This is a genomic window from Nitrosomonas sp., assembly GCF_019752095.1.
Classification (GTDB): Bacteria; Pseudomonadota; Gammaproteobacteria; order Burkholderiales; family Nitrosomonadaceae; genus Nitrosomonas.
Window position 1 is genome coordinate 247,181 of record NZ_JAIEMO010000003.1, and the last position, 12,505, is coordinate 259,685.

Below are 12,505 nucleotides of genomic sequence, written 5' to 3' on the forward strand. Positions count from 1 at the left end.
AAATAAAGCTATTTACTACTATGCGCGGCAGCTATCTTCAATAAACGGTATTTAACGGCATTTGGCGGCGCTTTAGACGTTTTCCTAATGCAGATCTACTAAGCTTTGCTTGTATGTCATTCTCGTTTGTATAGCACAAAGCATCACCCTCAAATATGCCGGTAAAGGGGGGGCATTCATCTTTGGCCAGTTCCTTCAGTTGCAAGAAAACATCTGCCAACTCTGTGGTTCCAGCCTTTTTTATTGCTTCTTCTATCGCTGGGTCTAAAATATTCCGGCGAAGTTTGTTAACTCTTGCTACAGATATATGTGGCGTAACTAGTATAGATTCTGCTTGTTTAAGTTCTTGTTCGTTGTTTGAATTTGAATAACCAAGAAGTTCTTTCAGTTCAATTTCTCGTTCTTCAAGCTCTTTTATTTTGGTATCGATTATTATTTGCTCACTAGCAATTCCATTTGGATTAAGTCTTTGCCAATTAAAAATTTGATCAGGAATAGATTGTCGCTCTAGCTCCCAGTCACAGTATTGATTTACTGTTTTTTCATAGTCTGGCTGCAGACTGGCATCAAAATCACGTGCCATTTGCTTACGTTGTTCTGTCGATATTTCATCCCATTTCTGGAAAATATCAACATAAGCAATATTCATTTTCATTTGTTGCGGCAAATCCGAGAACTTTTTCCCGAGATATGGCGCTATGGATTCTATTAATTTCTCTGACGCGGCTTTTTCCCTATGATTCGGAGAATAATGAAAATCATATAGCGCAGCTAAATACTCTCGCTGCAGCTTAGAAAGCTTATCCCATTTGCTTACATTAGCGGAAATATCAATATTGGGTTTTTCTATCCCTTTTTGAGTAAGCCTGTTTTGCAAATCAATAGGTAAGGCAGAGAATTGAGATTCTAAAAAGGGGAAAATTTGATCAAGTAGTAGTATATACGTCATAACATTCCTTGTCAGTGTTGCTTCATCCAGTCCCTTAATGCGTCATTGATGCGAGTTTGCCAGCCGTTGCCTGTGGCTCTGAATTGTTCCAGGATTTCTGTATCTATCCGGAGTGTTACTTGTTCTTTCTTTCCGCTTCCTTGCGGCCTTCCCGGTGCTCTCCGTAATTGCTGCAATTCGTTATCTGTTAAAGGCAGATTGTCAGGATCAGCAAGGGCGGCTGCGTTAATTTGCGCTTCCTCAATATCAGTGGGTCTAATTAATTTCTTGCTCATAATAGTCAAATTCTCTTTGGTTAGCTTTGCGCAAACTGATTATTCTTCGGTCATTCTCGCGATCAACATAAACCACGCAATATAATCTTTCGCCAATCGGTGCTAATGCGACCATACGGTTTTCTCCGTAATCATGCCGCGTGTCCTGCCATATCAGGGCGACATCCCAATCTATGGACGCCGCTTCGGTCAGTGATACGCCATGCTTTTCTTGGTTTTTAATATCTTTCGCGGCATCGCAAGTCACTTTCATGTATAAATGTAGTTACGTTTATTATTGAAGTCAAGAATTATTTGTAGTTACGTTTATAGCCTTGCTACATTCAACCCTGCTTGCTTTGGCACAATTTCAATTCCGGCCTCTTGTAAAATCCATTGCTCAATTCTGATATGCCATAAGTGCAGCAAATCCAGTTCGCGTTGTATGTAATGCTTCTCAGCGATTGCACTTGGTTTGTGTCCCATAATTTGTGCAACGATTCCCGCAGGTACTTCTACCCACTCAGACAGGGTGCCAAAAGAACGGCGCAAACCATGCAATGATAATGGAGGAAGTGCTGCGACAGTCAATGCCCTATTATGAGGATTGCGCGGTTCTTCCAGTCTGCCAGATGCAGCGGAGGGACTGCTAAAAACAAACTCATTGCGTCGCGGTAATACAGCTATTATATGTTCTACATAAGGCGTTAGTGGAATCACTCGCAGCCCTTCAACCTTATCCCTAATGGTCATGCTCTTCCACTTAAAATCTACATCTTGCCATTGCAAACTCGCCAACTCATTACGACGCGCTCCAGTCAATAATAAAGATTGTAGGTATGCTGATATAACAGGATTGTTAATTTTCTTTACGGCTTCAAACCAAGGCCGGATTTGGGCACGTCTCAGGCTATCGTTCTTTTTTGTTCTTGGTGTAGGTACCAATCTCTTTATACTTTCGGTCTCACACGTATCAGAATTCACAATAGCGCTATATTCATCATTCTTTGCACACCACGTAATAAAGGCACGCAAAAAACGAAATGCTTTTGCAGCGGAGGTAGGAGCTTGGGCCACCTCCTTTTTTAGCCATGCTGAAACGGCGTAAACATCAAGGTCAATAAGACGCATCGACATAAAAGGCACCAGCATGCCGGGACGTGTCGTTTCCGATTCATTTGGGCGGCGTCCACGTTTGCGCTTTACTCCACCTGCTTGTAGAAAATAGGCATGATGTGCCCTATGCCTATCTCCCCATTCGGGCTTTCCGTCTTTAATAGATGCGCTGCGTTCTTTAATATATGCGTTCCATGCTTCTGCAACAGTCACGGATTCACGAACATTCTGTATCAACAGCGCGGCAGCTTCTTTTTCTCTGGCTAGTTTTTCGGCTTCCTTGGCAGCTTCTTCATTAGCTTTTACTTCGCGCGGGTCTTTACCTTGATCTATCAAGATTTGTAAGCGGCGAGCTTCAATTTGCGCAGCGTCAATGCTCCATACGTTCACTTCACCGATAGTTAACCGCATGGTTTTTCCTTTAACTTTCGACTCGAAAATATAGCGCTTGCGATTTGAACCGGCTGTTGCACGAACGGCCAAACCATGCACTTCCGTGCACCATAAAAAAGCCTGCGCCTTACCTTCGGTACATTGAAAATCTTCGATACGCCCAGCTGTCAATTTAATTTTTGCCACTATCACCGCCCCATCTTTAATCGATATTTTGTAGCTGATTTGTAGCTACAATTGCAGTATATAGCGGAATAATTATCAACACAACGAATGACAGAAATATTACTAACTAATTGATATAATATTAATTAATTGCAATAATGGAATGGCAATCAACAGTCATAAATACGTGCAATCACCCCCTCCTAAGGGGTAGGTCGCACGTTCGATTCGTGTTCAGGGTACCATTTAATCAAATAGTTACTTATAGGCAAAGCGTTATTATATTTATGGGGTAACGCGCGGGTAACTTTGCAAAGTGATGCAGGTATTAAAAAACAGCAGATAATCGGTCTCCCTTCATCAACCAGTCATTCAAATAATCGCATTGCTGTTCGGCGTTGGTTTCTAGGTAACTGGGCTTCAGTTTCCAGCCATTGCGTAAATACAGCTTTGAATTCCCCAAGCTTGGGAAATGGTTGTGACTGACGTTGATAAACAGGTTCTATCTCAGTTTTTAAATGCTTTCTAACAGTGGGGCGTGAAATCCTTAGAGAAAGTGCAATTGAGCTAATACTTTCCTTACTGACAAAATGACGTCTTCTTACTTCCGCAATAATATCCATTCGTAGCACTCCAGAGTTCTCCGACAAAATGTCGGCTATTTAACAATCCAGAGTGGAAACTTTTCAACGCTTTTTCACCCGGAACCCTGGTAAGTTTTGCACGCTGATTGACAATTTTATTTGGAGTCTGGCTGGCTGCATAACTAATGGCTCTTCTAATCAGTTAGAACAAAATGACGAATGTGTTCTAGTTGGAAGAGCGTTCATGCATGCATGTATCAGTAGAAAATAACCCCAACAGTCCTCCCAGCGAAAGTGGATAGCTAGGAATTTTATACGCTCAGTCACGGTGTTTAATAAATCACGTAACTACCACACTTTTACTTTCTAGGAATCGAATCATCACCTCAAATTAATGAAATCAGTGCAGGCTATATTGCTCATCACGAAAATAAGTGGATGTTGTTTGCAATTGGCTGTGTCATGGGCTACTCACTAGCTATAACCGGCATCGGCTTGCGAGGTTTGACCCCCGCTGAAAATAATGGACACTTTTTTATCGTATAAAATGACGAAAAAAAGGAGTTTAGAATGAGCAGGAAACTACATGAGAATTACACGGTGGAATTTAAGGCAGAAGCCGTTAAATTGGTTCTAGAAGAATCACGAGGGATTACAGCAACCGCCAAGCAACTTGGCATTGCGAAACAAACATTGAGTGGATGGTTGGTTAAAGCGCATTCAGCTAAATTAGCAGATGCAAATCAATCTAATATGCCGACACAATCCAGTTTAGAAGCCGAGAACAAACGGCTTAAGCAGGCCCTTGTCCGCGTTGAAATGGAGCGAGATATATTAAAAAAAGCGGCATACTTCGCCAGAGAAAGTCTGCGAGGTATGCATTTATGAAAGCCCATCAGTACATATATCCGATACAGATCATGAGTCAAGTATTCTGCGTATCAGCCAGCGGCTATTATGCATGGCGGAATCGCAAACCGAGTATTCGCGCACAACGTGATGCGCTACTTGAGGTTCATGTTAAAGCTGCACATGAAGCCACTCGCCATACATACGGTGATGAGCGCCTACATGCAGAACTAGAAGCTAATGGCACACTGATTTCTGCTTACAAAGTACGCGTATTGCGTCGACGACTAGGACTGTTCTGTAAACAAAAGAAACGTTACAAATGCACCACCAATAGCAACCACAACAAGGCTGTTGCATCCAACCTGTTAGCGCAGGATTTTAGTGTAAGTAGGCCTAATCAGGTTTGGGTAAGCGACATCACTTACATATGGACAAATGAAGGTTGGCTCTACCTGGCAGGCATCAAGGATCTGTATAGCTGTGAGATAGTTGGTTATGCCATTGGTGAGCGAATGACGGTAGCGCTTTGTGTCGCTGCGCTACAAATGGCGCTACTCAGGCGCAAACCAAAAACGAAGCTGATATTACACTCAAGGGGTAGCCAGTATTGCGCCAAGGAATATCAGAAGCGGTTAAAGCAAGCGGGTATTGTGGCTTCAATGTCACGCCGTGGCAATTGTTACGATAATGCTCCGATGGAAAGTTTCTGGGGCTCACTTAAAAATGAACTCATTCATCAAAAAAGCTATGTAACAAAACAGACAGCGATAAATGAAATCGTAGAATACATAGAATATTCTATAATCGTACGCGCAGACATTCAAGTTTGGGGAATATCTCACCTGCCCAGGCGTTGATGCAGTTTATGCTTAAACAGGATGAGGTTGTCTGAAGTGGCAGTGTCTGTTTTATTCAACAGGGGTCAGTTGCTATCATTAAGAAAACATTCGTTTCCGGTTAGATGTAATAATCCTTTAATGGCGGAAAACCGTTAAATTCAACCGAACTGTATGTCGTTGTGTAGGCACCAGTCGACAACCAATACAGTCGATCGCCGATTGCAAGATTCAACGGTAAGCCGTACTTATAGTTCTCATACATGATATCTGCGCTATCGCATGTCGGGCCAGCGATAATCGCGTTCTCGAGTTCGCCGTTCTTCGCAGTGTAGATCGGATACTTGATCGATTCATCAAGCGTCTCGATCAACCCGGTGAACTTCCCGACATCGGTGTAAACCCATCGATGCAGCGCCGTGCGGGATTTACGCGAGATTAGCACGACTTCGCTAACAAGAACGCCAGCATTCGAGATCATTGAGCGACCTGGCTCGATGATTATCTCAGGCATTTCATCCAGAAAATCTTCGTGCAAGAATCGCGCAATCTCCTCAGCGTAGATCGAGAGTTCGTTCGTGCGTTGCAAATAGTTGGCAGGGAATCCACCGCCCATGTTGATCATTTTCAGCTTGATGCGGTCTTCTTCCCACAAGCGATTGAAGATCACTTTAACCTTGCCGAGCGCCGCATCCCAAGCGCCAATTTCACGTTGTTGCGAACCGACGTGAAACGATACGCCATAAGGGTCGAGACCAAGATCACGCGCTAGAATCAACAGATCCATAGCCATGTCACTCTCGCAGCCGAATTTCCGCGACAATGGCCAATCGGCGGTCAACGTACCTTCTGTTAGGATGCGGGTGTAAATGCGCGCGCCAGGTGCGGCTTTCGCAATATTGCGAAGATCTGCCTCGGAATCGGTCGCGAACATCCGCACACCCTTCTGATAGAATGAGCGAATGTCTTTGGCTTTTTTGATCGTATTGCCGAAGCTGATTCGATCGGGTGTCACGCCGAGTGCGAGCACCTTGTCAAGTTCGTACGTCGATGCGATGTCAAAGCACGCGCCTTTGTCTCTGAGTAGGGTCAGAACTTCCTGTGCCGGATTGGCTTTGACCGCATAGTAGGTGCGCGCGTACGGAAAATGCCGAGACATCTCATCGTATTGGCGATCAATGGTCGCGAGATCTACAACAAGGAACGGTGTTTCGTGCGTATCGGAGAAGGCTTTAATCCGCCCCCACGTAGTGTCATCGAAATAATCACAAACTGTAACCGCTGTGTCAGACATTGGCTAAGGGATTCTCCAAATAGGTTATTCGGGGGCAGCATGATGTTGAGCCCGGATGATCGTACAAGGTATCGGGCTGTTATTGCAACTAAGAATTCCAATAATATTTAGGATTATAGTTATAAGGACATGAAAAATAGTAGAAAATCAAACAGATGGGGAAACTACAATTTATTTTGTGAGCTATCGTACAGATGTATTTGCAGATTTAAATCATGATCACTAAAGATTTAGTGGTCCCCATATAGACCTCAGAGTCTCCCAGATACTTATGCGCGAATGGAGTCATAGGTAGCTGGGCCATACCATCTTGTGGCACTTTGGCTTCTAATCGCATTATCTTTGCTAGATGCGTTTTTTTAAAAGAATCCGATTAAGAATCTTTATTTTTTTGCACAGTTAATTAATCAAATCACAAGTATCGCCATCGATCAGGTCACTTAGTCTTTCCATCCGGGCATTGATCTCATCCCGCACAATTGCCGCACGCTCCAAAGAAGCAGCAAACATTGCATCCAATTCTTCTTTAGGAGGGAATACATTCAAATTCACCTCTTGCTTACTCTCAACTTTATCGCGCCAATTTTTTGGCTGACGATTTTTTAGCCAGAAAATACAAGCTGTCGTATCAGGTGCATAATTCTTGGAGATTTCGGTCTTAATGATTTTACCTTCATGGCAGGCGATATGCGTTTCCGCATGACTGTAACCGGTCGCCCGTTTGAACAGCGCGTGGGCAACCTCTGCATCAGCAAGCATCTTGCCGCGTCTCAATGCATTGGCAAATTCCGGCTGTTTTTTCTTCCACAAATTAATCGTTGATTCTGCCACATTGAAGAATTCTGCCAATTGCGTATCGGTAGCACCCAGCAAGCAATAATTAGAGGTGGCATCACTTGATTGGACAGTTTTGCCCATATCTTAAGTGGAAATCTCGCGTTAATGCCTACGCTGTTTTTTGCATTGCAGGCAGGTTATCGAAGTAGAACTCATTTGGCATTTTGTCGTCAAGCGCGGTGTGAGGTCTATTTTGGTTGTAGAACATGAAATATTTTTCTAAGCCTTGTTTTGCATCACATATGCTGTCGTAGGCGTGCAGATAGACCTCTTCGTATTTGACGCTCTTCCAAAGCCGCTCGACAAACACGTTGTCACGCCAGCTACCTTTGCCATCCATACTGATCTGGATACCGTTATCCTTCAGCAGCCCAGTGAATTCCAAGCTGGTGAATTGGCAACCTTGGTCAGTGTTGAAGATATCCGGCTTGCCATGCTTGTTTATGGCTTCTTGCATTGCTTCAATACAGAAGTCGGTAGTCAGGGTGTTAGACAATCGCCATGACAGCGCCCGACGGCTTGCCCAGTCGATCACGGCAAACAGATAAACGAAGCCGCGCTTCATTGGGATGTACGTGATATCTGCTGCCCAGACATGATTTGAGCGGGTGATGGACAAATTCCGCAACAGATACGGATAGACTGGATGCGCCTGATACCGCTTGCTGGTGTTGGGCTTGCGGTAGATTGCGTGGATTCCCATTCGCTTCATCAGCGTAGATACACGACGCCGACCGAATAGGCCTCCTTCACGCTTGAGCATTTTGGAAAGCATTCTGGCACCTGCAAAGGGATGGTTCAGATGCAATTCGTCTATCCGGCGCATCAGTGCAAGCTCTTCCGCTGCTGATGGCGGAGCTGGTTGATAGTACGCCGTTGAGCGTGCCACATCCAATAGCTGGCATTGCTTCACCAGCGGCAGTTCGTGGGTTTGGTCTATCATCGCTTTGCGCCCAGCAATCCCGCCTTGATGAGAGCGCCTTCTAAAAAATCATTCTCCAGCGTGAGTTGCCCAATCTTGGCGTGGAGTATCTTGAGATCAGGCTCGGCGGCCTTTACCCTTGAATTACTCCCGAACACATCGATTGCAGATTCCTGTAACTGCTGCTTCCATTCCGAAATCTGATTCGGATGCACATCAAATTGTTCAGCTAACTCAGCAAGTGTCTTGTCACCCTTGATCGCAGCTATGGCCACCTTGGCCTTGAATCCCGCTGCGTGATTCCTCCTCGTCCTTCTCATACTCTCGCTCCTTTATTTACCGTCAATTTCACGACTTGGGTTGAGCAAAATTACCACTTAAAGGACTGTCCGAATTTGCGAGGCCACCTCTGACTGTTGATGCTAGAGTAGTACAGCAATACAGAAACCAAGTATGAATGTCACACATTCAATAATAAAGATACATATTTATCAATATGTTATTAACAATATTCTAAGACGGCGACTAAATGCGAATACTTAAGAAAAGGCGGCATAATTATCGCTGGAAGTGCTACATTCACTTTCACCAATAATGTTCTCGCAGCAGTCTCCACCGAAACCAACATAGAAGGCACGGACTTGATTTTCTGGTTATCACGCAATCACCTAAATTCGTCCATCCCTATGTACTGGAAAACGCTGACTGGCATATTCATTTAAGTTCGGAATGGTCAGGCTCAAAAGCCTATGAATGATCTGAATACTGCGCTATCACAAACTGAAAACTAACTGCTCAAACGCAGTTAAGAAACCGTACAGATTAAAAACAAAGCGTTCGATCTTTATTACTCGGCCAAAAACCGAAGAGGACGATTCCCAAAATGGTATTTGCCGCAATCTTTCTGCTTTATGCCGTTTCTGCCATGTCATACATCACTTATAGCCGCATAACCGACCGAATTGACAACCCCATTGGCTCAACAGCATCAATTGAACAGAAAAAAATCAACATATCGACACAGGATAGCGAAACGCCACCTGCAGGCTTAATTTCGGTCTCTCAACCGGTCCCCCTTTGCATTGCTTAGCAAAAATAATCGCTCTCAATGCTATCTGATGCGGTCAATTGGTCGCAAAGTTGCCGCTTGCGTTTCCAGCAAGGTAAATTGCATTTGTCATGGTCACAAAGCGCAATGTTTTAACATTGTTCCAGATACCTGCAATACCGTAATCAATTATGGATGGTTTGCGACTAATCAGCTTTAAAGGAATTTACACAGCGTTTTATTATTTTAAAAGAAACATCTGAATTAGCCGTATTAAATGGCTGGACAAGAAAAGGGGGATAAATTAAAAGGAAATTTTATGGATAAGAAAACATTTACTATGGAAGTAGAAACACAAATGAAACAGGCTTATGCCGAAGGGTTCCGATATTTGGTGACAGTTTATAAAAAATGTCCGATAGGGGATAAAGGCACTTTTGTTTCCTATCATTATAGAATTACTGATGCAAGCCAGACTATAAATGACTCGCAGTTTCGAGATTTTCTTGTTTTCCAGGATCTTTCGCTACTGATTAAAAAACCCGAATATTTTTTCACCACGTGATTATCTAATCATTTTATTTCAAACAATAAAAAACCCTCTAACAGAGGGTTTAAATCTCTCCAATAGCAAATCTTGAAAGTAGGCTTCGAGGCTTGGCCAAAGGCCAAACGTAGGAGTTCTCAAGTTTGCGTAGCTGGTATATTTTTACTAGCCTTTGCCGCTAGACTCCTAAATATTTTAATCTCGGATAATATTTATGGCAGAGTTTTCAAAACTTAATAATCTTTACTGGCAAATCCGCTATACCCGAATCAAATCTGTTAAGCGTAAATATTACCGTTATATCGCCAAAGAAAAGAAATGCCTGATCGAGTCAGGCGTTGATGTTGAAGAACTGCGTTTGCTATGCCGTCATTTATCAAATCATTAGAAATGAACGAGCGGAAAACCGTTTAGAAGATTATAGAAAAACTTTGAAAACATGTTGCTCTTCCTCCGTAACTTAATTCTTATATTTAACATAATACAAATTATCGGCAATATATGATGATTTGATTGTCTATTGAAATGGTTTTTTGAACCTTAATAAACAATCTTATGAAAGATCCACGGTGAATTGCAAATAAGGATTTAAGCGCGGAAATTGCGTAAAGTCTGCTTAAAGCAAAAATTTACGCAAATTCAGTTTCTGTGCAAGTGTCAAGAATATTCTTTTGTTAATTCAGTCAAATAGTTTTTAAATTCATGTTTAAGTTCGGGATGTTGTAATGCGAATTCTACTGTTGCCTGCAGGTAACCTGACTTGCTACCACAATCAAAACGCTTGCCTTGAAATTCATAGCCCAACACAGATTCTTCTTTTAACAATTTTGCAATGCCATCCGTGAGCTGAATTTCATTACCAGCACCACGTTGGGTTTGTTCCAGAAGCTTAAAAATTCGTGGTGTCAGGATGTAACGCCCAACGACAGCAAGATTGGAAGGTGCTTGATCAATCGCTGGTTTTTCTACAATAGCGTTAACTTTAGACAAGTTATCTGAAATCGGTACGCTATCGATAATGCCGTAGCGGCTAACAGTTTCATGTGGCACCCGTTCTATTCCTAAAACTGAACAATGATTTTGATTATAGATATCGGTCATTTGACTCAGACAGCAGCGCTCATTCGCATTGATTAAATCATCAGCCAACAATACCGCAAAAGGTTCATCACCGACTACGGACTGCGCACATAAAACAGCGTGACCTAATCCCAATGCTTCTGCCTGACGAATATAAACGCAATCAATACGTGCGGGTAAAATATTGCGAACTACATTAAGCATTTCCTTTTTTCTGCCTTCTTCCAACTTGGCTTCTAATTCAAAGGCTTTGTCAAAATGATCTGGAATTGAACTCTTGTTGCGGCCAATAATAAAAATCAACACATCAATGCCAGCGGCAACAGCCTCTTCTGCGGCGAATTGAATCAACGGTTTATCAACGATAGGCAGCATTTCCTTAGGATTTGCTTTAGTTGCCGGTAAAAAACGGGTTCCTAATCCGGCAACAGGAAATACAGCCTTTCTAATTGCTTTCATTCGATATCTCCTTAATATTTCTTAATAGATTAAATCAGAACTGATTTACTGATTGATAAGCCAAATGGTGATGGTGATGCACCCTAATTTCAATAACCATTTGGATTCGTGTTTTGCCAATGCCAGCTATTGGCGCACATTTCATCCAATCCAAGCTTCGCTCGCCAACCAAGCAATTCATAGGCGCGATCCGGATTCGCATAACAAGAAGCAATATCGCCTGAGCGTCGAGGTGCGATTCGATAAGGAATAGACTTTCCACTTGCTTGTTCATAAGCGCGAACAACCTCCAAAACACTGTAGCCTCTGCCGGTACCTAGATTTACGGTCAAACAGTTCGGATATTGACCATTTTGTTGTTCGCTTTGTGTGGCTTCCAATGTTTCCAATGCCTTGAGATGACCAAGCGCTAAATCAACGACATGGATGTAATCACGCACTCCCGTACCATCGACAGTTGGATAATCGTTGCCCCATACACTTAGAGTATCTCTGCGGCCGACTGCAACTTGTGCCACAAAAGGCATCAGATTATTTGGTATTCCTTGCGGATCTTCACCGATTAAGCCGCTTGGATGCGCACCTACTGGATTAAAATAACGCAATATGCCGATTCGAAACGAACGGTCGCTGTGTTGGAAATCACGCAATATATCTTCAATCATCAACTTACTGCGACCATAGGGGTTGGTGGGAGCGAGAGGATGATCCTCCGTTAACGGTAGCTTAACTGGATCGCCATAAACCGTTGCAGAAGAACTGAATACCAGGGTTTTGACATTACATTCCTGCATCGCTTCCAAAAGTCGCAATGTACCCACAACATTATTATCGTAATATGACAGTGGGTGATCAACAGATTCGCCAACTGCCTTGAGACCAGCAAAATGTATAACAGCGGTAGCCTTGCTTTGCTTGAGGGCTGCTACCACGGCAGCGCGATCGCGGCAATCGCCGGATATTAATTCGGGTTTTCTGCCGCTGATTTGCGTTACACGTGCCAGTGCTTCGGGCTTGCTGTTGCAAAAATTATCAAACACGGTTACATCAAAACCGGCATTTAGCAGTTCAACGCATGTATGCGATCCAATATATCCGGCACCACCAGTGACAAGAATCATGACGATAACCCTCGATAAGAAGTAATCGATTTATTTAGTCGGATTGAG

General features: G+C 43.2%; 12 protein-coding genes and 1 pseudogene. 3 read left to right on the forward strand and 10 right to left on the reverse strand.

Annotated features, from left to right (window positions below; genetic code table 11):
- Positions 1–37: 37 nt before the first annotated feature.
- The 5 genes from K2Q13_RS01375 to K2Q13_RS01395 form a co-directional block, all read right to left on the reverse strand.
- Positions 38–949, reverse strand: coding sequence for a hypothetical protein (locus tag K2Q13_RS01375; RefSeq protein ID WP_292918853.1), 912 nt, complete (start codon positions 947–949; stop codon positions 38–40).
- A gap of 11 nt (positions 950–960) precedes the next feature.
- Positions 961–1,224, reverse strand: coding sequence for a BrnA antitoxin family protein (locus K2Q13_RS01380; RefSeq protein WP_292918854.1), 264 nt, complete (start codon positions 1,222–1,224; stop codon positions 961–963).
- Positions 1,205–1,477, reverse strand: coding sequence for a BrnT family toxin (locus K2Q13_RS01385; RefSeq protein WP_292918855.1), 273 nt, complete (start codon positions 1,475–1,477; stop codon positions 1,205–1,207). The genes K2Q13_RS01380 and K2Q13_RS01385 overlap by 20 nt, the downstream gene beginning before the upstream one ends.
- Positions 1,478–1,530: 53 nt before the next feature.
- Positions 1,531–2,898: an integrase family protein gene (locus K2Q13_RS01390; protein WP_292918856.1), complete on the reverse strand. Its 1,368-nt coding sequence runs from the start codon at positions 2,896–2,898 to the stop codon at positions 1,531–1,533.
- A 347-nt stretch (positions 2,899–3,245) separates the two neighbouring features.
- Complete coding sequence (locus tag K2Q13_RS01395) at positions 3,246–3,500, reverse strand: hypothetical protein (protein ID WP_292918857.1); 255 nt, start codon at positions 3,498–3,500, stop codon at positions 3,246–3,248.
- A gap of 531 nt (positions 3,501–4,031) precedes the next feature.
- On the opposite strand from K2Q13_RS01395, the pseudogene K2Q13_RS01400 reads away from it, so the two are divergent.
- Positions 4,032–5,205: pseudogene (locus K2Q13_RS01400) on the forward strand (IS3 family transposase).
- A gap of 65 nt (positions 5,206–5,270) precedes the next feature.
- On the opposite strand, the gene K2Q13_RS01405 reads toward K2Q13_RS01400, so the two are convergent.
- The 3 genes from K2Q13_RS01405 to K2Q13_RS01415 all read right to left on the reverse strand — a co-directional run bounded on the left by K2Q13_RS01405 (position 5,271) and on the right by K2Q13_RS01415 (position 8,522).
- Positions 5,271–6,443 carry a type III PLP-dependent enzyme gene (locus tag K2Q13_RS01405; protein WP_292918858.1) on the reverse strand — a complete coding sequence of 391 codons (1,173 nt, stop codon included), beginning with the start codon at positions 6,441–6,443 and terminating at the stop codon, positions 5,271–5,273.
- Between the two features lie 399 nt (positions 6,444–6,842).
- Entirely contained in the window at positions 6,843–7,361 is a 519-nt protein-coding gene (locus tag K2Q13_RS01410; RefSeq protein ID WP_292918859.1) for a hypothetical protein, read from the reverse strand.
- Between the two features lie 28 nt (positions 7,362–7,389).
- Positions 7,390–8,522, reverse strand: a protein-coding gene (locus K2Q13_RS01415; RefSeq protein ID WP_292918860.1) for an IS3 family transposase whose coding sequence is annotated in 2 segments (ribosomal slippage) — positions 7,390–8,273 and positions 8,273–8,522 — 1,134 coding nt in all. Because the reading frame shifts where the segments join, the coding sequence is not laid out codon by codon here.
- A 1,005-nt stretch (positions 8,523–9,527) separates the two neighbouring features.
- On the opposite strand from K2Q13_RS01415, the gene K2Q13_RS01420 reads away from it, so the two are divergent.
- On the forward strand, positions 9,528–9,815 hold the full coding sequence (locus K2Q13_RS01420; protein ID WP_292918861.1) for a hypothetical protein: 288 nt from the start codon (positions 9,528–9,530) through the stop codon (positions 9,813–9,815).
- 196 nt (positions 9,816–10,011) lie between these two features.
- Positions 10,012–10,185, forward strand: a complete 174-nt coding sequence (locus K2Q13_RS01425; protein WP_292918862.1) for a hypothetical protein — start codon at positions 10,012–10,014, stop codon at positions 10,183–10,185.
- A gap of 269 nt (positions 10,186–10,454) precedes the next feature.
- Here the strand turns inward: K2Q13_RS01425 and galU are convergent, their stop codons facing one another.
- Together galU and galE are read right to left on the reverse strand one after the other, a co-directional pair.
- Complete coding sequence (gene galU, locus K2Q13_RS01430; RefSeq protein WP_292918863.1) at positions 10,455–11,336, reverse strand: UTP--glucose-1-phosphate uridylyltransferase GalU; 882 nt, start codon at positions 11,334–11,336, stop codon at positions 10,455–10,457.
- 89 nt (positions 11,337–11,425) lie between these two features.
- Positions 11,426–12,457, reverse strand: a complete 1,032-nt coding sequence (gene galE, locus K2Q13_RS01435) for a UDP-glucose 4-epimerase GalE (RefSeq protein WP_292918864.1) — start codon at positions 12,455–12,457, stop codon at positions 11,426–11,428.
- Positions 12,458–12,505: the final 48 nt, after the last annotated feature.

Excerpts from the sequence above, each read along its gene's own strand:
- K2Q13_RS01375 (WP_292918853.1), bottom strand. The coding sequence starts at position 949 with ATGACGTATATACTACTACTTGATCAAATTTTCCCCTTTTTAGAATCT.
- K2Q13_RS01380 (WP_292918854.1), bottom strand. The coding sequence starts at position 1,224 with ATGAGCAAGAAATTAATTAGACCCACTGATATTGAGGAAGCGCAAATT.
- K2Q13_RS01385 (WP_292918855.1), bottom strand. The coding sequence starts at position 1,477 with ATGAAAGTGACTTGCGATGCCGCGAAAGATATTAAAAACCAAGAAAAG.
- K2Q13_RS01395 (WP_292918857.1), bottom strand. The coding sequence starts at position 3,500 with ATGGATATTATTGCGGAAGTAAGAAGACGTCATTTTGTCAGTAAGGAA.
- K2Q13_RS01405 (WP_292918858.1), bottom strand. The coding sequence starts at position 6,443 with ATGTCTGACACAGCGGTTACAGTTTGTGATTATTTCGATGACACTACG.
- K2Q13_RS01410 (WP_292918859.1), bottom strand. The coding sequence starts at position 7,361 with ATGGGCAAAACTGTCCAATCAAGTGATGCCACCTCTAATTATTGCTTG.
- K2Q13_RS01420 (WP_292918861.1), top strand. The coding sequence starts at position 9,528 with ATGGCTGGACAAGAAAAGGGGGATAAATTAAAAGGAAATTTTATGGAT.
- K2Q13_RS01425 (WP_292918862.1), top strand. The coding sequence starts at position 10,012 with ATGGCAGAGTTTTCAAAACTTAATAATCTTTACTGGCAAATCCGCTAT.
- galU (WP_292918863.1), bottom strand. The coding sequence starts at position 11,336 with ATGAAAGCAATTAGAAAGGCTGTATTTCCTGTTGCCGGATTAGGAACC.
- galE (WP_292918864.1), bottom strand. The coding sequence starts at position 12,457 with ATGATTCTTGTCACTGGTGGTGCCGGATATATTGGATCGCATACATGC.